We start from the raw sequence: 21457 nt of genomic DNA on the forward strand, positions 1-21457 counted from the left end.
CCCAGGCGGCGCTCCTCATGACAGGGTCGCCGTGGCTAGCGGTCGGACATGGCCGCCTGTCTGGCCCGCAGCGCGATCTCCAGCTCGAACCGGATGTCGGGGTCGGCGAGCTGGTCGCCGTACAGCTCTTCGAGCTGCCGCAGCCGGTACCGCACGGTCTGCGGGTGCACGTGCAGCTTGGCCGCCACCTCGCCGGCCCCGCGCCCGTGCCGCAGCCAGGCCAGGAGCGTCTCCGCCAGCCGGTCCTGCTGCGTGGGACGCAGGTGCGCCAGGGGGGCGAGCCGCACCTCGGCCAGCGCGCTGACCAGTTCCTCGTCCTTGAACACCACCAGCGTGGCCAGGTGGTCCTCGCACCGCAGCAGCCCACGGGGCAGCACCCCGCGCCGGGACAGGTCGAGCGCCTCACCCGCCCACCGCAGCGAGGTCGCGGCGGCGTCCAGGGGCACGGCGGGCCCGATGGCGGCGCGCTGCCCGCGCAGGGCGTGCTCCAGCATCTGGCCCTGGCCCGGCCCCGCCGGGTCGGGCACCAGCAGGCACGGCAGAGGCCGGCCTGGCCCGGCGAGCACGTCGGGCGGCAGCGGCGGCACCCGGCAGGCGCCGTGCTGGTCGTCGAGCGCCACGCAGGCCACCGTCCTGGGCAGCCGCCAGGCGGCGGCCTTGGCCAGGTCGGCGATGGCGTCCGGGCTGGCGGGCGGCTGGCTGAGCAGCAGGTCGAGCAGGCGGGCGCGGCGGCGCTCCATCTCGCCCGCCTCGTGCGCCCTGGCCTGGTCGTAGCCCTCGGCGGCGGCGTCGGCGAGCCGGTCGAGGTGGACGAAGACGGCCTCGCCCAGCTCGCACAGGGAGCGGGGCGACAGGCCGAGCGGGCCGGCGATCTCGGTCAGCCGCCGCCAGCCGACCCGCGCCCCGAGCCGCATCGCGGCCTGCAGCGGCTCCAGGTTGCGGCCCTCCGCCGCCTCCCCCTTGCCGATCATGCGGAACGGCTCGGGGTCCCACGGGGCGTCCGGGCTCTCGATGCGGTCGAGGAAGCCTTCGATGGCCTGCTCGACCGCCATGCGCACGACCTTGATGTAGATCTCGTCCGATGGCCGGGCGTACTCGGGGATGCGGGCCTGGATCTCCTCGATGACCTCCTCGGAGACCGGCCCGATGCCCGACCTGAGCGTTTTCACGATGTCCGCGGGTGTACGGCTTTCGCTGATGTCACTCTTGATCGCCATCGTCCCTCCTGTCGCCATTGTGACCCAGGCAACAGAAGATTGTGTAGCAAACGCTTGTTTTTTGTCATTTCTGGAGGAACGCGCTGAACTCCGCCAGATCGATCAGGCCGTCGCCGTCCTTGTCCAGCTTGAGCACCCCCTCCTGGGCGGCCTCCAGCGTGACGGGCTGGCCGAGCACCTCCATCAGCCGGACCAGCTCGACGGCGGAGATCCGGCCGTCCTTGTCGGCGTCGATCAGGTCGAAGGTGGTGGCGAACTCGCTCATGGGGGGCACCTTTCTACGTCTCGATCTCGGGTCAGACCTTAGTGGTCACCTGTCGCAGCGCGTCGATGAATGCGAGGACTTGCGCACTCGCGTCCCCTTCGCGCCAGGCAATGGCCAGTTCCCCGGGAGGCAGCCCTGTAACCGGCCGGTACGTCATCCCCGGCCGCTTGTAGAGCGCGGCGTTCCCCTCGGCCACCAGCACCACCCCGAGCCCGCTGATCACCGCCTCGAACACCTCCTCCGGCGTGTTGGCCGTCACCCCGACCACCGGCTCGTCGTCACGCGCGTCGAGCCCGAGCCAGAAGTCCCGCAGCGGCCCCGCCGCCCTCGGCAGCGCGATGAACGGCTCCCCGCGCAGCGCCTCGAACGGGATCTCCGCCAGCTCCGCCAGCGGATGGTCGGCGGGCATGGCGACCCCGCGCCCCTCGGTCGCCAGCACGTGCGTGCGCAGCCCCGGCGGCACGGGCAGCCAGATGAACGCCACGTCGGAGGAGCCGTCGGCCAGCCCGCCGCTGGGATCGTCCCAGCCCACCAGCCGCAACGACACCTCCCACCCCGGCATCGCCGCGCGGAAGCGGCGCAGCGCCTCCTGCTGCAACCCCCGGCCCACCGCCGTCTGCAGGCCGATCACCAGCGTGCCCGTGGGCGCCGCCGCCCGCGCCTGCTCCGCCCCCGCGTTCCAGCGCTCGATCAGCTCGCGGGCGACCGGCAGCAGCACCGCGCCCTGCCGCGTGAGCACCACCCCGCTGGGCACCCGGTCGAACAGCTTGAAGCCGAGCTGCCGCTCCAGCGCCCCGAGCTGCTTGGACAGCGCGGGCTGCGACACGAACAGCCGCTCGGCGGCCCGCGTCACGTTCAGCTCCTCGCCGACCGCCACGAAGTACCGCAGATCACGCAGATGCACGTCCATAGCCACTGGTTATAGCAAAAGGTCTTGGACTCCGGACGGGTGGCGGCGGCAGGATCAGGCCCATGAAGACACGCACTCTCGGCAGCTTGCAGGTTCCCGCCATCGGCTTCGGCGCCATGGTGCTCTCCCCCGGCGTGTACGGCGAGGTGGACGACGCCCGCGCCGAGGCGGCATTGAAGACGGCGCTGGACGCGGGCGCCACCCACCTGGACACCAGCGACGCCTACGGCGCGGACGGCCACAACGAACGCCTGGTCGGCCGCGCCATCAAGGGCCGCAGGGACGAGGTGGTGGTCGCGACCAAGTTCGGCCTGGCGATCCCTGAGGGCGAGCCGAGCCGCTCGCACCCCGTCGGGTACGCCTTCAACGAGCTGCGCGTCAACGCCGAGCCCCGCCTGGTGCGCGGCTACGCGGAACGCAGCCTGCGCAACCTGGACATCGACGTGATCGACCTCTACTACGCCCACTACCCCGACCCGGGCGTGCCCATCGAGGAGACCACCGGCGCGCTGGCCGACCTGGTGCGCGACGGGCTGATCAAGCACATCGGCCTGTCCAACGTGACCGCCGCCCAGCTCAGGGCCGCGCACGCGGTGCACCCCGTCACGGCCGTGCAGAACGAGTGGTCGATGTGGCGGCCCGTGGACGCCGAGCTGCTCGCGGCGGCACGCGAGCTGGGCGTCGGGATCGTGGCGTGGAGCCCCCTCGGCAACGGCTTCCTGACCGGCACCGTGCAGCAGCTCGGCGAGGGCGACTTCCGCCACAACGCGCCCCGCTTCTCCGCCGAGAACCTCTCCGGCAACAACGACCGCTACGCCCCCGTCAGGACCCTGGCCGCCAACCTCGGCATCACGCCCGCCCAGCTCGCCCTGGCCTGGCTGCTGCACCAGGACGAGCACGTGGTGGCCATCCCCGGCAGCCGCACCCCGTCCCACATCGTGGAGAACCTCGCCGCCGCCGACCTCACCCTGCACCCCGACACCCTGGCCAGGCTCGACGAGGCGCTCGCCAGGTTCGAGGTCAGCGGCGGAACGCTGCTCTAGATCACGGGCGTCAGCCTGCCCCTGACAGGGGTGGCGAGCCAGACCGTGGCGATCGCGGCATAAAGGGCCAGCAGCGCCACCCCGGGGCTGGCCGTGGGCACCGAGACCGCCACGGCCACGCCCAGCAGGGCCGCCCAGCCGTACAGGATCGCCCGGCCGACCGGCGACCCGGTGTGGGCGGCCTCCTGGACGGGCGTGACCAGAGCCATGACGGCCGCGCCCGCGAGGCCGACCGCCTCGTCCCCCAGCCCGATGCCCAGCCCGAGCAGCAACGCCCCGGCCACCACCAGGCCCAGGCAGGCCACCGCCACCCGCGACTCCGCCCCCTCGAACAGCAGCCGGGTGGCCCTGCCGCGAGCCAGCCGCAGCACCGTCCACGCCTCGGCCACCCAGCCCACCCAGTGCAGCAGCGCCAGGATGACGAACACCGCGATCACCGGCGGGAGCACCGGCAGCAGGAAGATCAGCCGCCAGCCCTGCGGGAACCTGCCGCGCAGCCACGACAGCCGCCGGTAGACCGGGTTGCGCTGCTTCAGCGCCGACACCAGCAGATCCCGCGCCGCGCCGAACCCGGGATCCAGCCTGAGCACCTCGCGGAAGCTCTCCGCCGCCCGCCCCGGCGCGCCGAACCTCAGCTCCGCGTGCCCGTACACGAAGTGCGCGGTCGGGCTCTCCGGGTCGATCCGTACGGCGTGCGCGGCGGCGGCCCTGGCCTGGGCGGCGTCACCCAGGTTGGTGTAGGCCAGCGACACCAGGCTGACCAGGTCGCAGTCCTCCGGCTCGATGCTCAGGCCGCGCAGCGCCGCGTCCAGCGTCCGCTGCCACTCGCCCTTCAGCAGGTGCGCGCGGGCCAGCACCTCCCAGGCCGGGGCGTACTCGGGGGAGAGGTCCAGGGCCGCCCGGATCGCGGCCACGGCGTCGTCGGGCCGGCGGGCCCTGTTGTACACCTGGGCGGCGACGTAGTGGGGCAGCCACTGGTCGGGGGCGAGCCGTACCGACTCCTGGGCCTCCTCGACCGCCTCGGCCACCTGGCGCTGCTCGATCAGGGCGAGCGACAGGAGGGCGTGGCCGTCGATGTGCTGCGGCTCCCGCGCCAGCAGGCCGCGCAGCTCCCGCTCGGCGTCGGCGGGCCGCCGCAGCCGCAGGAGCGCCCGCGCCCGCTCGATGGGGTCGGCGACCCCTACCACGGCGTCCACGCCGGCGCTGCCGTCACCACTTGGCCTTCACCCAGGGCATCAGCTCGTCCCAGGCGCCCGAGTCGTTGGCGTGCATGACGTAGTTCCGCGCGGTGCCCATCCACTCCCGCACCGCCGTCGGCCGCACACTCCTGGCGGCGGCCAGCAGGTCCTGCGTGGTCAGCGGGATGGGACGCCCGGCGCTGAGCGACTGCTGCAGCTTGGCCTCCACCGCCCGGTCCACCGCCCCCTTCAGGTCCGCGCCCACGAAGTGCTCGGTCGCCTGCGCCACCGCGTCGTAGTCCATCTCGGCCAGCGGCTTGTCCCGGCACAGGATGCGCAGGATGGCCGCGCGCGCGTGCTGGTCGGGCGGCGGCACGAACACCGGCTGGTCCAGGCGGCCCGGACGGCGGAAGGCCACGTCCACGTACCAGGGGGCGTTCGTGGCGGCCAGCACCAGCACGCCCTCGTTCGCGTCCTGGTCCACGCCGTCCAGCTCGGACAGGAACTGGTTGACGAGCTGGCGGCCGTGCGCGCTGCGCATGTCGGAGCGGCGACCGGCCAGCGCGTCCACCTCGTCGAAGAACAGCACGCACGGTCGGTTGCGGCGGGCCAGGTCAAACGTGGCGCGCAGGTTGCGCTCGCTGTTGCCGATGTACATGTCGAGGATGTCGGCCAGGCCCACGTTCACGAACGCCGCGCCGAGCTCGCCGGCCGCCGCCCTGGCCAGATGGGTCTTGCCCGCGCCCGGCGGGCCGTACAGCAGGACGCCGCCGCCGGCGCGCTTGCCGAACGCGGCGAACATCTCCGGCTGCTGCATCGGGAGGAGCAGCTTGATGCGCAGGGCCTCCTTGACGGCGTCCATGCCGGCCACATCGGCGAAGGAGACCTTCGAACGCTCCACTTCCGCCGTGGTCGTGTCGCCGGGGAGAGGGACGGAGGGGAGGAACGGCGACTCGGGGCCGGGCGGGGCTGGCACTTCCACAGCGGGCGGCGCTCCCGTGGCGGGTGGCGTTCCCGTGGCGGGACGTGTCGAGCCCGTGATCCGCGACTCCAGCGCCGGGTCGGCCACGGACGCGTCACGCGAGGTCGCCTCGAAGTACCGGAAGGCCGCCCGGCCCGTGTCCCCCTCGCCCAGCAACGCCCGAGCCGCCAGCACCCCCACCGCGGGCGGATACCCCTGGGTGGCCAGCAGCGGCTCCAGCGCCGCCATCGCCGCCCCGAAGGCGCTCTGGCGGATGAACGCGTCCGCCAGCCCGGCGATCAGCTCCGGGTCCTGCGGGGACAGCGCGAGCGCGGCGCGGAACTCGGCCTCCGCGTCCGCCAGGTACCCCTTGGCGAGGAGCTGACCGGCGAGGAGCCGCCGGAGGGGGAGGTTGTCGGGGGAGAGACGCGCCGCCTCGCGGAGCGCCTGAAGGCCGGCATCGTCGGGCACGTGCCGTTCCCTTCTGTCGCAGGTTCGGTCATCTCGGACTACGCAAGATACCGAATCCCGGCGTTCCGCTCCGCGAGGGTCTCAAAGCGAACGGAAAGGGTCTCAGTGCGGACGGAACAGGCGCAGACGGTCCTCGCCCACCCGCTCCCGCAGCTCCCGATCCTCGACGCCGAGCCCCTCCCCGGGAGCCAGCGCCAGCACGCCTACCTTGCCCACGTGCTGGTTGAGCTGCACGGCGCGGGCCGCGTCCGCCGCCCCCGTCAGCGGGTACACCGCCGAGAGCGTCGGCTGGAGGAGGCCCAGCGAGATGAGCCGGTTGACCTCGTGGCACTCCTGGTAGTTCGCGCCGTGCGAGCCGATGATCCGCTTGAGCTTCATCCACAGGTGCCGGTTGTCGTACTCGTGGGCGTACCCGCTGGACGACCCGCACGTCACCACCGAGCCGCCGCGCCTGGCCACGTACACGGAGGCGCCGAACGTCTCCCTGCCCGTGTGCTCGAACACGATCGCCGGGTCCTCCCCCACCAGCCGCCGCACCTCCGCGCCCAGCCGCCGCCACGCCTTCTCGTCGGCCAGGTCGTCGAACTGCCCGCGGTCGATCACGTGCGGGCAGCCCATCCGGCGCAGCAGCTCCGCCTTCTCCGGCGAGCTGACCACGCCGACCGGGATGCCGCCGCCGCCCAGCACGAGCTGCACGCCGTACCCGCCGAGGCCGCCCGTCGCGCCCCACAGCAGCACCACGTCGCCCTGCTTCATCCGCGCGCCGCGCTCGCCGACCAGCATCCGGTACGCGGTCGAGGCGCACAACATGTTGCAGGCCGCCTCCTCCCAGGTCAGATGGCGGGGCTTGGGCAGCAACTGGGTGGCCTTGACCACGGCGAAGTCGGCCAGGCCGCCGAAGTTCGTCTCGAAGCCCCAGGCCCGCAGGTCGGCGGCGAGCATGCCGTCGTGCTGCACGACCGGGTCCTCGCCGTCCACGTACGCGGGGCTGGTCACCACCCGGTCGCCGACCCGCCAGCGGCGCACCGCCCCGCCCGTCCTGACGACCACGCCGGCCGCGTCCGAGCCGAGCACGTGGGTGGGCAGGTCGTGCCGCGGGTCCGTACGCCCGAACCGCTCCAGGAACGCGAACGTCGGGATCGGCTCGAACATCGCCGACCACACCGTGTTGTAGTTGATCGCGCTGGCCATGACCGCGATGAGCACCTCGTCCGCGGCCAGCTCCGGCATCGGCACCTCGCCGACGTGCAACGTCCTGCGCACGTCCTTGTCGGGCTCGTCCTGGTCGAACGTGCCCACCTCGTCCTTGCGCAGGTGGGCGGCCCGGTAGGTGGTCGGCACGTCCAGGCGCGCCAGCTCGGCGGGCTCCGCGCCTGCCACCACTGCCTGTGCCAGCGTCATAGCAGTCCTCCCAGGTGCTCGGCGATGACCTCGACGTGAGGGGGATCGAGCAGGTCGAGGTGGTGCGCTCCGGCGATCTCGACGATCTCCAGATTCGTGCAGTACGGCCCGAAACCCCTGGCCGGGTCGCCCTCGTGGGCGTAGCGGACGTCCCGCACCGTCCAGGGGGTGGGCTCGGTGGAGCGGTAGAGCACGACCCGGCCGTGGAACGGGGCGGCGGGGCGGTAACGTTCGATGGCCCTGGTGTCCTCGTGCGAGGTGAGCTGGTGCCGCAGCACCGCGGCGGGCAGCACCCTCGCGGCCCCCGACGCGGCCATCCGCTCCATCACCAGCGCCGTCCTCGCCTCCTCCGCCAGATCGAGCAGGTCCGCAGGGTCCAGGTCCACCTCGACGCCGTACGTCCTGCTCAGGTGCGCCGCGAAGTCCGCGTAGCGGCGGGCCTCGATCTCCCGCCGCGCCGCCTCCGGCACCTCCTCGGGCAGGCCCGCGTCGATCATCGCGACCAGCTCGACGTCCGCCTCGCCCAGCCTGCGGGCGATCTCGAACGCCAGGATCCCCCCGAACGACCACCCACCCAGCCGGTACGGCCCCTTCCCCGCCTCCCTGATCGCCTCGACGTAGCGGCCGGCGCGTTCCGGGACGCCCAGGGAGCCGTCCAGGCGCTCCAGGCCGTGGACGGGGGTCGTGGGGAGGCGGTCGGCGAGGAGGGCGTAGACGCCGGTGGTGCCGCCGGCGGGGTGGGCCAGGAAGAGCGGCCGCCGGGTGGGGGCGGCGGCGTTCAACCGCCGCACCAGCGACCGTTCCGCCTCCGCCTCGTCCAGACCCCGCACCACGTCAGCCAGCTCCGCCACGCTCACCGGGCCCGGTTCGCCGGCGTCTTCTGGGCCGCTCGCCACGTCGCGTGTTGTCGGGCCGCTCGCCACGTCGCGTGTTGTCGGGCCGCTTGCCACGTCGCGTGTTGTCGGGCCGCTCGCCACGTCGCGTGTTCCCGGGCCGCTCGCCACGCCGGACGCGGTCGCGTCGCGCGGCCCGCTCGCGTGCGGTGGCGGGATCGGCCTGCCGAGTTCCTCGCTCAGGAGGGCGATCGCCTCGGGCAGGGCGTCCGGCGGGACGGGGTCCGTCACGGACGGCTCGCGGCCGAGCAGCCTGGCGAGCACCCGCACGACCTGCCGCTCCGCCGCGTCCCTGGCCCCGACGGGCGGCGCGCTCGCCGTCAGCCCCAGCTCGGCCACCACAGCGCCCGCGAGCGTGCCCACCGTGCCTCCCGTGAGCATCGGCGCGGTGGCCACCGTGACCGCGAAGTCGTGCTCGATCGTGCCGCGCAGCCGGGTCGCGGCCAGCGAGTCCAGCCCGAGGTCCGTCAGCACCACGTCCTCGCCCAGCGCGTCGGCGGCCACCCCGAGCACGACGGCCACCCGCTCCCGCACCCGCGCCGACACGACCTCGGGCGTGAGCGCCTCCAGGTCCAGAGGGTCGGCGGACGGCACGGAAGCACCCACCCCACCGAAGCCGCCGCCTGTGCGAGCCTCCGCGCCGCCGAAGCTGCCCGTGCGAGCCTCCGCGCCGCCGAAGCCGCCACCCAAGCGAGCTTCCGCGCCGGAGCCGCCACCCGAGCGAGCCTCCGCGCCGCCAGAGCCCCGACGCGCACGGCCGGTCGCTTCGCTCACCACCTCGGCGAAGTACGGGATGCGCCCGATGGCCGGAAATATCGTGACCGCCTCCCTCGCGTTCACGTTGACCACCCCGGCCGACACCCCGCCCCGGATCAGCTCCTCCAGCGCCTCAAGCCCCTCCTCCGCCGTCAACGGCTCCACGGCGGGCAACGCACCGGCGGACGTCCCCGCCCACGGCCCCCACGCGATCGCCACCCCCGGCAGCCCCTCCGCCCGCCGCAGCTCGCACAGCCCGTCCAGCCAGGCGTTCGCCGCCGCGTACGCCGCCTGCCCCGGCGAGCCGAGCACCCCGGCAGCCGACGAGAACGCCACCCACCAGTCCAGGTCCAGCGCCTTGGTGGCCTCGTGCAGGCGCAGACCGCCGTCCACCTTGGCGGCCCACACGCGCTCCAGGCTCTCCCGGTCGAGGTCCGCGATCAGGCGGTCGTCCAGGACGCCCGCCGCGTGGATCACACCGCGCAGCCGCATCCCTCCTGCGGTGGCCGCCCCCACCAGCCGCTCCGCCGTGCCGGGCAGCGCCAGGTCGCCCGTCACCACCTGGACGACCCCGTCGGCGGCGGCCCCGGACCGGCCGTTCAGCACGACCCTGGTGGCGCCTCGCTCGACCAGGCGGCGGGCGGCGAGCCTGCCCAGCTTGCCGGTGCCGCCGGTGATGAGGTACGCGCCGGGCCCCGCGATGGCGTCCGGCCCCGCGATGGCGTCCGGCCCGGTGAGGGCGTCCGGCCCGGTGAGGGCGTCCGGCCCGGTGAGGTGGTTCGGCCCGGTGAGGTGGTTCGGGCCGGTGGGGGGCAGCGAGGTGCGGCGCAGGCGGGCCGCGTAGCGCACCCCGCCGCGCCAGGCCACCTCGTCATCCGTCCGGCCATGCGCCCCGCCACCTGCCGCGCCGCCGCTCAGCTCCCGCACCAGGTCCGTGAGGTCGTCGAAGTCCACGACGGCGGTGCGGGCTTCGGGGCGTTCGAGGGCGAGGACGCGCACCAGCCCGCGCAACGCGGCGAGCCCCGGGTCGGGCCGCTCGCCTTCCAGGACGGCCTGCGCCCGCTCGGTCCCGATCGTCACCCGGCAACCCCGCGTGACGAGGGCGGCGACGTCCAGGATCACGCGCCGCGCACCCGCCGGATCCAGCCCCCGGGAGGGCAGCACGAGCACGGACGCCCCACTGGGAGACTGCACGTCGGACAGGAGGGTGGTGGCCGGGCCGAGCAGGGAGTGGAGGCGGGCTGCCCGCGCATCCCCCTCATCGGCCAGGATGAGCCATGCGCGGGACGAGCCCGCCTCCCGTGGTGGCGTGACGGCCCAGTCTCGTACGACCAGTCTGCCGTCCAGCCTGTGCGGCCGGCCCACCGGGGGCAGGGGCCCGGCCCAGTGGCGGACGTGCCGCCACGGCGGAAGCGGCACGTCCACGACGCGCCCCGACGTGCGCGGGGCGACGGCGGTGGCGGCGGTGGCGAGCTGGGTGTGCAGGTCACCGGTGGTCAGGACGGCGGCGGGCGGCAGGGTGTCGCGCAGCGCGCCGGTCAGCACGGGATGCGGGCTCACCTCGGTGAACAGGGTGAAGCCGTCGTCGGCGGCGGCCCGTACGGCCTGCATGAGCCGCACGGGACGGCGCACCCCCGCCGCCCAGTACGCCGCCTCGAACACGGGCGCCTCGCGGGGGTCCTCGAACACCACCGAGTAGTACGGCACCAGCGGCTTGCCTCCCGCGACCCCCGCCAGCTCCTCCCTGAGCACCGGCAGCAGCGGCTTGACCTGCGGCGAGTGCCCCGCGCCCTCCGCCGTGAGCGTCCTGGCGAACAGCCCTCGCTCCGCCACCGACGCGGCGAACGCCGCCACCCGCTCCGGCTCCCCCGTGACCACGCACTGGCCGGGCGCCGAGTACACCGCCACGTGCAGGTCGGGCGGCACCTCGGCGGCGTCCACGCCCAGCACGGCCATCGCGCCGCCGCCGCCCAGCTCGCCGAGGAGCCTGGCGCGCGTGCAGATGACCTTGACGGCGTCGCGCAGGGAGAGGCCGCCCGCCACGACGGCCGCCGCCACCTCGCCCATGGAGTGGCCGATCACGGCGGCCGGTTCGAAGCCGTAGGCCCGCCAGGTCTGGGCGAGGGCGAGCTGCGCCGCGAAGAGGACGGGCTGGATGGTGGCCACGCCGGTGGGGAGCGGGTCGTGGAGGTCGATGCCCGCCTCGGCGGCGAGCAGGGGGGCCAGGGCGTCGAGTGTCCGGCGGTAGGCGGGCTCGACGTCGTAGAGGCCGAGGTCGGGTGGGTGGGGGCGGTAGCCGCCGAAGACCCACACGGGGCCGGCGCCGGTCGCCTGCGCGGGGCGTACGTCACGCAGCCGCCTGGCCAGTTCGGCGGCGTCGCCCGCCACCACGGCGGCGGCGACCTTGCCGCGTCCGGCTCGGCGGGCGAGGGTGTGGGCAACGTCCCGCAGGTCGTTCGCGGGTTGCCAGGAGGCCAGGGCGCGCGCTTGGTCGCGGACCCTGTCCTCGGTGGTGTCGGTGAGGAGGAAGACGTGCTTGGCCGTGGCCCTGCGCGGAGCCTCCCCGCAGCCGGAGCCCGTGCCGGAGCCGGAGCCGGAGCCCGTGCCGGAGCCGGAGCCCGTGCCGGTGCCAGTGCTGGTGCTGGTGCTGGTGCTGGTGCCGAGGCCGTCCAGGACGACGTGCGCGTTCGTTCCGCCGAACCCGAACGCCGACACCCCCGCCCGAGCATCCGCCCGAGGCCACCGCATCGGCTCGGTGACGACCCGCAGCGTCTCCCAGGGGATGTGCGGGTTGGGCCGCCGGAAGTGCAGGCTGGGCGGGATGACGCCGTGGTGCAGGGCGAGCACGGTCTTGATCAGCCCGGCGATCCCGGCGGCGGCCTCCAGGTGGCCGAGGTTCGTCTTGGCGGAGCCGAGCAGCACCGGCGTGCGGATGGCGGCGGCGATGGCGCGGGCCTCGATCGGGTCCCCGAGGAAGGTGCCCGTCCCGTGCGCCTCGATGTAGTCGGGCCCGCGATCCCCGTACACCTGCCGCAGCAGCGCCTCCTGCGCCTCCGGGTTGGGCGCGACGAGGCCGTTGGAGCGGCCGTCCTGGTTGACGGCGGTGGCGCCGACGAGGGCGAGCACGCGATCGCCGTCCCGGATGGCGTCGGCGAGCCGTTTGAGCACGACCACGCCGCACCCTTCGGCCCGCACCATCCCGTCGGCGGAGGCGTCGAACGCCTTGCACCGCCCGTCTGGGGACGTGCCGCCGCCCCGGTCGAAGGCGAGGGTGATCACCGGGGAGAGCAGCAGGTTGACGCCGGCGGCCAGCGCCAGGTCGCACTCGCCGGCGCGCAGACTGGAGACGGCCAGGTGGGTGGCGACGAGGGAGGAGGAGCAGGCGGTGTCCACGGCCATGGAGGGGCCGCGCAGGTCGAGCAGGTACGACAGGCGGTTGGCGCCCATGCCGAGTGCGGCGCCGGTGGCGGTCCAGGCGTCCACGGAGGCCAGGTCGGAGGTGGTGAGGTAGGCGTACTCGTTGCCGGAGATGCCGGTCCACACGCCGGTGCGGGTGCCGGCCAGCGATCTGGGCGCGATGCCGCCGTGTTCGAGCGCCTCCCACGCGGTCTCCAGGAGCAGCCGCTGCTGCGGGTCCATGGCCGCCGCCTCGCCCGGCGCGATGCCGAAGAACTCCGCGTCGAACCCGGCCACGTCATCAAGAAACCCGCCGTGCCGCGAAGCGCCCGTCTCGAAGGAGGACCCGCCGTACCGTGAAGCGCCCGTCTCGGAGGAGGACCCGCCGTGCCGCGAAGCGCCCGTCCTGAGGCCGAACGCCTCCCACCGTCCCGCGGGCACCTCGCCGACCGCGTCGCGCCCTTCGACGAGCAGTTCCCAGTACGCCCTGGGCCCGTGCGCGCCGGGGAACCGGCATCCGACGCCGACCACGGCGACGGGTTCGCCGGCGGGGGGCGCGGCGCGTACGGGGGTCTCGGGGGCGGCGAGCGCGCGGGCCAGGCGGTTGACGGTGGGGTGCTCCCACAGGAGCGTCGGGCTCAGCTCCCGGCCCAGCAGCTCCCCCAGCTCGGCCGCGACGGCCACCGACTCGCGCGAGGAGAGCCCGTACTCGCCCAGGGGCCGGTCGGGGTCCACGTGCTCGCCGAGCCGCTCGGCGAGGAAGCGGCGGATCTCACCTTCGCCGGGTACGTCCATCTGCGCTCCCATGCAACCGGGGTGATCGGCCAAGATACCCACGGGTCAGGGGCGAGGGTCAGGCCCGAACGGAACATTCCTCGGCCGCGTTTTGTCACGCGGGTGATGATTTATCCGGCCTGGCGCATCAAGGGCTGGATTTTCGTACGGACGCTCATAGCCCCGCCCCCGCGACACCGCCTACCCTCGCCTGCACTCCCGGCGAAGGAGCCCGACCATGCCTTCACGCACGCGCCGCCTGGTGGCCGTGGCGGTGGTGCCGCTGCTCGTCCTGTCCGCGCCCGGCGTCGCCGCCGCCGACCCCGACTGGTCGCTGGTCCCCGAAGGGGCACAGCCCACGGCGGAGCCGACGCCGCCCGCCCAGGACACCGGCTACCTGCCCTGGCAGAAGGCGCTGCCCGGCCAGGCCAGGGTGGTGCGCGAGCGCCGCCTCGACGCCCGCACCCTGGACGTGCTCATCTCCTCCCCGTCGGTCGGCCGCATGCTGCCGGTGCGCCTGCTCCTCCCCCAGGGCTGGTCGAAGAGCGCGCGGCGGACGTGGCCTGTGCTGTACCTGCTGCACGGCGGCGCGGACGACTACACCTCGTGGACCCGCATGACCGACGTCTCCACCTACACCGCCGACCTGGACGCCATCGTCGTCATGCCGGAGGCGGGCCGCGCGGGCAACTACTCGAACTGGCACAACGGCGGCAGGGGCGGCCCGCCCGCGTGGGCCACGTTCCACACCTACGAGGTGCGCAGGCTGCTGGAGATCGGCTACCGCGCCGGTACCCGCCGCGCGATCGCGGGCCTGTCGATGGGCGCGTACGGCGCCGTCAAGTACGCCGCCCGCTACCGCGGCATGTTCCGCTTCGCGGGCGCCTACAGCGGCATCCTGGCCACCCGGTTGCCCGGCATCCCCGCGGTCATCATGAACGCCCAGGCCAGCGAGAAGCAGGACCCGCGGTCCCTGTGGGGCGACCCTGAGCGCGACAAGCGGGTGTGGGCCGCCAACGACCCCCTCGCCCTGGCCGCGAACCTCAGGGGCGTCAGCCTCTACCTGTCCAGCGGCACCAACAGCTTCAACGGCCCGCTGGACCCGCCGGGCTCGCCGTGGCATCCGGCGCACCTGGGCGAGCCGATCTCGGCGTACACGGGCAAGGCGCTGAGCAAGCGGCTCAAGCGGCTGGGCATCCCGCACACGCTGCACCTGTACGGGAACGGCACGCACACGTGGCCGTACTGGATCAGGGAGTTCAAGAGCTCGTACCCGATGATCCGCAAGGCGCTCGGCGCCTGACGACCCCGGCTTCCCGGCGCGGGACGGCGGCGCGGCCGATCGTCGAGGCCGCTTCAGGCGACGACCGCGCGCACGTCCCAGCCGGAGCCGCGCCGGTGCAGCTCAGGCGCCAGGCCGGCCATGCCGGGCCGGCCGCGCTCGCGCCAGTCGCGCACCCACGCGTAGAGCCGCTCGGTCGCGGCGGGGTCGCCCGCCAGGAACAGGTGGCCGGCGGAGCCGACCAGCGCCACGCCGTCGGGCTGCGAGCAGCCGACGCCCCAGCCCTGGTCGCCGAGGGCGGCCGTGGTCAGCCCGTCGGGACGGGTGGCCATGAGGTAGGCGTGGAAGTCGACGACGCCCGGCAAGCCCGGCTCGCCGCGCCCGTCGGTGATCATGAGTTCGAGCAGCCGCATGCCGACGAACGGCTCGTGGGCGCGCAGCCACTCGGCGGCCACCCACCACATGCGGCCGGCCGCGTCGCGGGTCAGCGCGTCCACGCCGTAGGAGGGCACCGGCCACTGGTCGTGCGGCTCGGGCCTGGCCTCGGCGAAGCCGCCCGGCATCAGCAGGTCGGCGGTGAGCTGGACGGCCGTCGGGCCGCGGCGCAGGCGGACCACGCCCATGGCGCGGGCCAGCGGCGCGAGGTGCACCGGGCTGACGATGACGGCTCCCGGCACGGCCTGCCGCACCCAGACGTCGGGGACCCGTACGGGCGCGACCCAGGCGATCACCCGGTCGTAGCGCGCCTCCGGAGCCCAGCGCGTGCCGTCGCCCGTCACCAGCCGCACGTTGTGGCAGCCGTCGCCCTCCAGCAGCCGCGCGGCCCTGCCGGTCAGCCGGGGCTCGATGTCGACGGTCGTGACCCGGCCGCCGGGCCCGACCAGCCGCGACAGGACGGCGGCGGAGAACCCCGACCCGGTGCCGATCTCCAGCACCCGATGGCCCGGCTCCACCTCCAGGTGTTGCAGCATGGCGGCGACCACGGCCGGGTCGGCGGGCTGCGGCAGCCGCGCGCCGCCCGGCAGGAGGGTGTAGGCGCTGCCGTCGACGCTGGCCAGGGCGCGTCGCACGGCCTCGCCGGCGAGCGCGTCCCCAGCCTGCGTCATACGGAACATCGCCTCCTACGGGACGTCGAACGTCTTGCGGTTGTTGGCCCCGATGACCTCGATCCCCTTGGTGCCGAGGATGCCGTCGAGCGGCAGCGACACCGTGTAGGGGGCCGTGGCGGGCAGCCCGATGCCGGGCAGCGAGCCGATGACCTCGATGCCCCAGTACTCAGGTTGCTTGATGTAGACGAGCGGGGACAGCGAAACCGTCATGTTGATGTACGGCTTCGTCCCGCTGACGATGAGGATGAACGACTTCGGCACGATGCCGGGAACGACCCGCGCCTCCTCGAAGTCGATCAGCCGTACCGATGACGGCGCGGGCAGTTCCGCGAAGTTCTCGGCCATGGTGAAGCCCCCTTCGTTACAGGTGATACCCCCACGCGGGCCCCGCCTCCCGCTTGCGGCCGGTGACCCGTCCCATGGCTCAAACTCTCATGCCCTCCCGGAGTGACGACAGGGCTGCCGGGCACCCCCACGAGACCCTAACGGCCAGGACACAGCTTCGTGAGCACCACCAGCTCGCTGCGGTGGTCGGCCCCGATCGGCTCCCACGCGGCGGGCCTGATCCCGGCGCCCATGAGGGTGGCGCCGTGCCAGTGGGAGCCGTCGGACTCCAGCTCATACAGGGCCTCAGGGTCGAGCCCGGTCAGCCTGAGCGTGCGCGGCCCGCGCTTGGCGTTGCCGAGCGGGTTGTAGACGAGCACCACGACCTGGTCGTCCAGCACGTACTGCACGGCGGAGCGCTCCTGCCCCGGCGTGCCCGCCAGCCGGTACTGCGCCCCGTGCTGCACGGTCGCGCGCACCCGCTTGTACTGGGCGATCAGCTCGGCGGCCGTCTCCAGCTCGCTCGCGGACCACTCCGTCAGGTTCCCGCCGACGCCGAGCACGCCCGCCATGGCCACGTGGAAGCGGTAGCGCAGCGGCATCTCGCGGCGGGTGGTCGGGTTGGGCGAGTCGGTGACCCAGGCGGACATGGCGCCGGCCGGGTAGAGCTGGGAGAAGCCGTGCTGCACGGTCTGCCGGTCGCGGGCGTCGGTGTTGTCCGACGGCCACACCTCGTCGGTGTGGCGCAGGATGCCGAGGTCGACCCGGCCGCCGCCGCCCGAGCACGACTCGATGCGCAGGCCAGGATGCCGCTCGCGCAGCGTCCGCATCACCTCGTAGACGCCGCGCGTGTGGTCGATCCAGACGCGGTCCTGGTCGCCGCCCCGCTCCGGCCAGCCGGCCTGGGTGAACGGGCGGTTCATGTCCCACTTGAGGTAGTCGAGGCGCAGGTCGGTGACGAGGCCGTCGAGCCAGCCGATCGCCCACTCGCGCACGTCGTCGCGGGCGAAGTTGAGCACGAGCTGGCCGCGCTTCTCGTCGCGGCGGCGGTGCTCCATGTGCAGCGCCCAGTCGGGGTGGGCGCGGTAGAGCTCGCTCTCCTTGCTCAGCCCCTCCGGCTCCACCCACAGGCCGACCAGCATCCCGAGGTCGCGGATGCCGTCGAGCATGCCGCGCAGCCCGTCGGGGAAGCGCTCGCGGTGCGGGAACCAGTCGCCCAGCGAGGTGGTGTCGTCGTCGCGGCGGCCGAACCAGCCGTCGTCGATCACGAACAGCTCGACGCCGAGCGAGGCCGCCGTCTTGGCCAGGTCGAGCTGCTGCGCCTCGGTGACGGCGAACGTGGTGGCCTCCCACGAGTTGTAGAGCACCGGCCGCTCCTCGGCGGGGGTCGGCAGCACGTGGCCGCGGGCGTACGCGTGCCACGCCCTGCTGGCCCCGCCGAACCCGCCGTCGCTGTAGAGGCCCAGCGCGGGCGGCGTGACGAGTTCCTCGCCCGGCGCGAGCGTCCAGCGCAGGCCGTCGTGGCCGAAGCCGCCGGAGACGCAGGCGCCGCCCTCCGGCCGTTGCGTGGTGGTCAGCCGCCAGCTTCCGCTCCAGGCCAGGGCGACGCCCCAGACCTCGCCGTGCTCCTCGGTCGCCGCGCCGGCGTCGATCATCACCCAGGGGTTGGCCGTGTGGCTGGTGATGCCCTGGCGGCTGGTGAAGACCAGCTCGCCGACCGGCAGCAGGCCACGCTGGAGCTGCGTCTCCTCGGCCCACGCGCCGAACACGCCGCTGTAGCGGTAGGCGGGGGCGTCGGGGACGAACCAGTTGCCCGAGTCCAGGCGGGTGACCACGGCCTCGGCGCCGGCCCTGACGGTGGTCCAGCGCTCGATGACGTCGGTGTCGTCGCGCACCCGCAGCGACAGCACGACCTCGAACGGGTGGTGGGCGTCGGCCAGCAGCACGTCCAGCCGCTCGGCGCCGCCGCCCTCGTCGTGCCGCCGCGACCCGGCGAAGCGCAGCTCCACCGAGCGCGTGTCGCCGAAGGTGACCTGCAGCGAGGGCGAGCCCCACCGCTTGCCGCCGTCCACCGGCAGCAGCTCCTCGATCTCGGCGGGCGTGGAGAAGCTGGAGACGTGCCGTTTGGGCAGGGCGGTGACCTGCCGCGCGGCCTCGGCTGACAGCCGAGGGCCCCAGTACGTCTGCCGTGGCGCGGCCTCCCCGGTGTCCGGGTCGAGGTCCACGCCTATGACGTACGTGGAGGCGGGCGTGGTGAGCGCCCAATGGTGGTCGTCGAGCGGGATTACAGGCATCGGCGTCCCCCGAGCTGCTGGATCGATCAGGCGGCTGGAGACTAACCCGCTTTAATGCACTTGGTCAATGAAAGCCTGGCGAGAAACCCGCGAAGTTGTGATCCACACCACGGCTTTACTTGACAAGCCCAACAAATAACCCCAACCATGTCCCCGTGTTCTCACACACCGCCACGGACCCTGTGCGCCTCACCGACGCCATGCGCTCCGTGTTCGTCGAGCTGCTCGTGCACGGCCCCCTGTCCAGGGCGGAGGTGGCACGGCGGCTCGCCCTGTCGCCGTCCGCGCTGACCAAGCTGACCAGGCCGCTCATCGAGGCGGGCTACCTGCTGGAGGCGACCGGCGAGGAGGGCCCGGCGACCGTCGGGCGGCCCTCGCAGCCGCTGCAGGTGGACGCCTCCCGCATGTCCTTCGCGGGCATCAAGCTCACCGAGGACGAGCTGTTCGCCGTGCGCACCGACCTGGCGGCCACCGTCCAGGCCGAAACGTCCAGGCCGCTCGCCGGCCACGACATCGACCACGTGCTCGGCCAGATCGCCGAGGTGGTCGCGGAGCTGACCGTGCCCGGCCGTCCCCTGTCGGGCGTCGGCATCAGCCTGGCCGGCACCGCCACGCCCAGCGACCCCGTCGTGCACACCTCGCCGTTCCTCGGCTGGAGCCAGCTACCGCTGGCCGAGCTGGTCGAACGGGCCGTGAACGTGCCGACCGTGCTGGACAACGACGTGCGCGCGCTCACGGCGGTGCAGCAGTGGTTCGGCGAGGGCGTGGGGCACTCGTCGTTCGCGCTGGTCACCGTCGGGGCTGGCCTCGGCTGCGGGCTCGTCGTCGGCGACCGCCTGGTCACCGGGCGGTCGGGCGCCACCGGCCTCGTCGGGCACCTGCAGATCGACGACCGTGGCCCCCTGTGCGAGCGGGGACACCGCGGCTGCGCCCGCGCCTACGCCTCCTCCCCCTCCATCCGCCGCTCGATCGCCACCACGATCGACCGGCCAGAGCTCACCTTCGACGACTGCCTCGCGCTGGCGGCCGACGGCCACCCCGTCGCCCGCCGCGTGCTCGACGAGGCGGGCGCCGCCCTCGGCCAGGTCGTCGCCACCGTCGCCAACATCACCGGGCCCGAGCTCGTCGTCCTGTCCGGCGAGTCGGTCCACATGTACGACGTGTGCGCGGGGGCCTTCCACACCGCCCTCGCCGCCCACACCCACTGGACGGCCGCCCCCGTGCGGGTCGCCGTCAAGCCCTTCGCCTTCAACGAGTGGGCCAGGGGAGCGGCCGTCACCGCTCTCCAGCATCTGCTGTTGCACCGCTGATCAACCGCCGGCGGGCACTAGGAGGTCGAATGACCAGTGATACCGTCCGCGCCGCCCCCCGCACCCCGTCCGGACCAGTGCCAGGGACAGTGCCCACAACCCCCCGTCCCCCGCTCCTACGCCGCCTCGGCGACCTTCCCGTCGCCGTCCTGTTCGTCCTCCCCGCCGCCGTCGGCTTCGCGCTCTTCTACCTCTGGCCCGCCGTCCGCGGCGCCTACCTCAGCCTGACCAAGTACAACGTCCTCACGCCGCCCCGCTTCATCGGGCTGGAGAACTACCAGAAGCTCTTCGGCGACCGCCTGTTCTGGAACGCGCTGAAGGTCACCGCCGAGTACGTGGTGCTCAACATCGTCTCCCAGACGGTGATCTCCATGCTGCTGGCCGTCCTGCTGTACCGGCTGACGAAGTCGATGATCGTACGCGGGATCGTGCTGCTGCCCTACCTCGTCGCCAACGTGATCGTGGCCCTCCTGTGGTTCTGGATGCTGGACTTCCAGCTCGGCGTGGTCAACAACGTCATCGAGTGGCTGGGCTTCGACCGGGTCGCGTTCTTCGGCTCCGACCTGGCCATCCCGACCATCGCCGGGATCAACACCTGGCGGCACATGGGCTACACGGCGCTGCTCATCTTCGCCGGGCTGCAGATGATCCCGCCCAGCGTGTACGAGGCCGCCGCCATCGACGGGGCCTCCGAGTGGCGCACCTTCTGGCGGGTCACGCTGCCGCTGCTGCGGCCCGTGATGGCGCTGGTCATGGTGCTGAGCGTGATCGGCTCCTTCCAGGTCTTCGACACGATCGCGGTCACCACGGCGGGCGGGCCGATCAACGCCACCAGGGTCATCTACTTCTACATCTACGACCTGGCGTTCAACCGGTTCAACTTCGGCTACGCGGCGGCGCTGTCGTCCGTGCTGTTCGTGCTGCTCGCCGGGGTCGCGTACCTGCAGTTGCGGCTGTCCCGCGCCGGCGAGTCCGATCTGAGGAGTTCGTGATGGCCGGGATCCGCTGGGGCCGGGTGGCCGGCTGGGCCGTGCTCGTGGTGGTCATGCTGGTGACGCTGTTCCCGTTCTACTGGATGTTGCGCACGTCCTTCTCCAACACCCGCGCGCTGGCCGCCGGAGCCGCCGACCTGCTGCCCGTGGACTTCACGCTCGGCGCCTACCGCCGGGTGCTCGGCCTGTCGAGCACCGCGGAGGCAGTCGCGGAGGGCGGGTCGAGCGGCACCGTCAACTTCTGGCTCTACCTGCGCAACTCGATCATCGTCTCCACGGTCACCACGGCCGGGCAGGTCTTCTTCGGCGCGCTGGCCGCCTACGCCTTCGCGCGGCTGCGCTGGCCCGGCAGGAACGCCGTCTTCACGCTGTTCGTCACCGCGCTCATGGTGCCGCCGATCTTCACCACGCTGCCCAACTTCGTGCTGATCAAGGACTTGGGGCTGCTCAACACGTTCGTCGGGATCGTGCTGCCGCACCTGCTCATGACGCCGTTCGCGGTGTTCTTCCTGCGGCAGTTCTTCCTCGGCATCAACGCGAGCGTGGAGGAGGCCGCCCGCATCGACGGGGCCGGGCACGTGCGCACGTTCTTCCGCATCGTGCTGCCGATGAGCCGCGGGCCCATCGCCACGCTGGCCATCCTCACCTACATCACGAGCTGGAACGACTACTTCTGGCCGCTGCTGGTCGGCAAGGCGGAGAACGTCCGGGTGCTCACCGTGGCGCTGGGAATCTTCCGCTCCCAGACGCCGCAGGGCAGCCCCGACTGGGCCGGTCTGATGGCCGCCACCCTCTTCGCCGCACTGCCGATCATGGCGCTGTTCGCCGTGCTCGGCCGCCGCGTCATCGACTCCATCGGCTACACCGGCGTCAAGTGAGCG

The 21457-nt window shown here is 73.4% G+C and carries 15 protein-coding genes; 5 read left to right on the plus strand and 10 right to left on the minus strand.

Features of this window, described 5'->3' with window-relative positions:
* Positions 1-35: 35 nt before the first annotated feature.
* The 3 genes from ABD331_RS25780 to ABD331_RS25790 form a co-directional block, all read right to left on the minus strand.
* Positions 36-1217 carry a PucR-like N-terminal domain-containing protein gene (locus ABD331_RS25780; protein ID WP_344479518.1) on the minus strand — a complete coding sequence of 394 codons (1182 nt, stop codon included), beginning with the start codon at positions 1215-1217 and terminating at the stop codon, positions 36-38.
* A gap of 64 nt (positions 1218-1281) precedes the next feature.
* Positions 1282-1482 (minus strand): EF-hand domain-containing protein, encoded by a 201-nt coding sequence (locus ABD331_RS25785; RefSeq protein ID WP_187414748.1) that lies wholly within the window; start codon positions 1480-1482, stop codon positions 1282-1284.
* A gap of 31 nt (positions 1483-1513) precedes the next feature.
* Complete coding sequence (locus tag ABD331_RS25790; RefSeq protein WP_344479521.1) at positions 1514-2392, minus strand: LysR family transcriptional regulator; 879 nt, start codon at positions 2390-2392, stop codon at positions 1514-1516.
* 62 nt (positions 2393-2454) lie between these two features.
* On the opposite strand from ABD331_RS25790, the gene ABD331_RS25795 reads away from it, so the two are divergent.
* Positions 2455-3435 (plus strand): aldo/keto reductase, encoded by a 981-nt coding sequence (locus ABD331_RS25795; protein WP_344479524.1) that lies wholly within the window; start codon positions 2455-2457, stop codon positions 3433-3435.
* Here ABD331_RS25795 and ABD331_RS25800 read toward each other — a convergent pair.
* From ABD331_RS25800 to ABD331_RS25815, 4 genes are all read right to left on the minus strand, one after another.
* Positions 3432-4631 carry a tetratricopeptide repeat protein gene (locus tag ABD331_RS25800; RefSeq protein WP_344479527.1) on the minus strand — a complete coding sequence of 400 codons (1200 nt, stop codon included), beginning with the start codon at positions 4629-4631 and terminating at the stop codon, positions 3432-3434. The two genes, ABD331_RS25795 and ABD331_RS25800, sit on opposite strands and share 4 nt — an antisense overlap.
* Positions 4632-4644: 13 nt before the next feature.
* Positions 4645-6045 carry an AAA family ATPase gene (locus tag ABD331_RS25805; protein ID WP_344479529.1) on the minus strand — a complete coding sequence of 467 codons (1401 nt, stop codon included), beginning with the start codon at positions 6043-6045 and terminating at the stop codon, positions 4645-4647.
* Between the two features lie 102 nt (positions 6046-6147).
* Positions 6148-7446 carry a crotonyl-CoA carboxylase/reductase gene (gene ccrA / locus ABD331_RS25810; RefSeq protein ID WP_344479532.1) on the minus strand — a complete coding sequence of 433 codons (1299 nt, stop codon included), beginning with the start codon at positions 7444-7446 and terminating at the stop codon, positions 6148-6150.
* Positions 7443-13286, minus strand: a complete 5844-nt coding sequence (locus ABD331_RS25815) for an SDR family NAD(P)-dependent oxidoreductase (protein WP_344479535.1) — start codon at positions 13284-13286, stop codon at positions 7443-7445. The genes ccrA and ABD331_RS25815 overlap by 4 nt, the downstream gene beginning before the upstream one ends.
* 217 nt (positions 13287-13503) lie before the next feature.
* Between ABD331_RS25815 and ABD331_RS25820 the strand changes: the two genes are divergently transcribed.
* On the plus strand, positions 13504-14568 hold the full coding sequence (locus ABD331_RS25820; RefSeq protein ID WP_344479537.1) for an alpha/beta hydrolase: 1065 nt from the start codon (positions 13504-13506) through the stop codon (positions 14566-14568).
* Positions 14569-14621: 53 nt separating this feature from the next.
* Here ABD331_RS25820 and ABD331_RS25825 read toward each other — a convergent pair whose 3' ends face one another.
* The 3 genes from ABD331_RS25825 to ABD331_RS25835 form a co-directional block, all read right to left on the minus strand.
* Entirely contained in the window at positions 14622-15653 is a 1032-nt protein-coding gene (locus ABD331_RS25825; protein ID WP_344479539.1) for a protein-L-isoaspartate O-methyltransferase family protein, read from the minus strand.
* 15 nt (positions 15654-15668) lie between these two features.
* Positions 15669-16001: a hypothetical protein gene (locus ABD331_RS25830; RefSeq protein ID WP_344479541.1), complete on the minus strand. Its 333-nt coding sequence runs from the start codon at positions 15999-16001 to the stop codon at positions 15669-15671.
* A 137-nt stretch (positions 16002-16138) separates the two neighbouring features.
* Complete coding sequence (locus tag ABD331_RS25835; RefSeq protein ID WP_344479544.1) at positions 16139-18274, minus strand: alpha-galactosidase; 2136 nt, start codon at positions 18272-18274, stop codon at positions 16139-16141.
* Positions 18275-18429: 155 nt separating this feature from the next.
* On the opposite strand from ABD331_RS25835, the gene ABD331_RS25840 reads away from it, so the two are divergent.
* Genes ABD331_RS25840 through ABD331_RS25850 form a run of 3 tightly spaced genes read left to right on the plus strand, consistent with a single transcriptional unit; the run spans position 18430 to position 21454 of the window.
* Positions 18430-19584 carry an ROK family transcriptional regulator gene (locus tag ABD331_RS25840; RefSeq protein WP_344479546.1) on the plus strand — a complete coding sequence of 385 codons (1155 nt, stop codon included), beginning with the start codon at positions 18430-18432 and terminating at the stop codon, positions 19582-19584.
* A gap of 29 nt (positions 19585-19613) precedes the next feature.
* Positions 19614-20576 (plus strand): carbohydrate ABC transporter permease, encoded by a 963-nt coding sequence (locus ABD331_RS25845; RefSeq protein WP_344479549.1) that lies wholly within the window; start codon positions 19614-19616, stop codon positions 20574-20576.
* Entirely contained in the window at positions 20576-21454 is an 879-nt protein-coding gene (locus ABD331_RS25850) for a carbohydrate ABC transporter permease (RefSeq protein ID WP_344479552.1), read from the plus strand. Before ABD331_RS25845 ends, ABD331_RS25850 begins: the two co-directional genes overlap by 1 nt.
* The last annotated feature ends 3 nt before the right edge of the window (positions 21455-21457 follow it).

This window comes from Nonomuraea monospora, from assembly GCF_039531895.1.
Lineage (GTDB): Bacteria > Actinomycetota > Actinomycetes > Streptosporangiales > Streptosporangiaceae > Nonomuraea > Nonomuraea monospora.

What these genes read in the sequence shown, in the direction of transcription:
- ABD331_RS25780 (WP_344479518.1), bottom strand. Translation starts at nt 1,217, where the DNA reads ATGGCGATCAAGAGTGACATCAGCGAAAGCCGTACACCCGCGGACATC.
- ABD331_RS25785 (WP_187414748.1), bottom strand. Translation starts at nt 1,482, where the DNA reads ATGAGCGAGTTCGCCACCACCTTCGACCTGATCGACGCCGACAAGGAC.
- ABD331_RS25790 (WP_344479521.1), bottom strand. Translation starts at nt 2,392, where the DNA reads ATGGACGTGCATCTGCGTGATCTGCGGTACTTCGTGGCGGTCGGCGAG.
- ABD331_RS25795 (WP_344479524.1), top strand. Translation starts at nt 2,455, where the DNA reads ATGAAGACACGCACTCTCGGCAGCTTGCAGGTTCCCGCCATCGGCTTC.
- ccrA (WP_344479532.1), bottom strand. Translation starts at nt 7,446, where the DNA reads ATGACGCTGGCACAGGCAGTGGTGGCAGGCGCGGAGCCCGCCGAGCTG.
- ABD331_RS25815 (WP_344479535.1), bottom strand. Translation starts at nt 13,286, where the DNA reads ATGGACGTACCCGGCGAAGGTGAGATCCGCCGCTTCCTCGCCGAGCGG.
- ABD331_RS25820 (WP_344479537.1), top strand. Translation starts at nt 13,504, where the DNA reads ATGCCTTCACGCACGCGCCGCCTGGTGGCCGTGGCGGTGGTGCCGCTG.
- ABD331_RS25825 (WP_344479539.1), bottom strand. Translation starts at nt 15,653, where the DNA reads ATGACGCAGGCTGGGGACGCGCTCGCCGGCGAGGCCGTGCGACGCGCC.
- ABD331_RS25830 (WP_344479541.1), bottom strand. Translation starts at nt 16,001, where the DNA reads ATGGCCGAGAACTTCGCGGAACTGCCCGCGCCGTCATCGGTACGGCTG.
- ABD331_RS25835 (WP_344479544.1), bottom strand. Translation starts at nt 18,274, where the DNA reads ATGCCTGTAATCCCGCTCGACGACCACCATTGGGCGCTCACCACGCCC.
- ABD331_RS25845 (WP_344479549.1), top strand. Translation starts at nt 19,614, where the DNA reads ATGACCAGTGATACCGTCCGCGCCGCCCCCCGCACCCCGTCCGGACCA.
- ABD331_RS25850 (WP_344479552.1), top strand. Translation starts at nt 20,576, where the DNA reads ATGGCCGGGATCCGCTGGGGCCGGGTGGCCGGCTGGGCCGTGCTCGTG.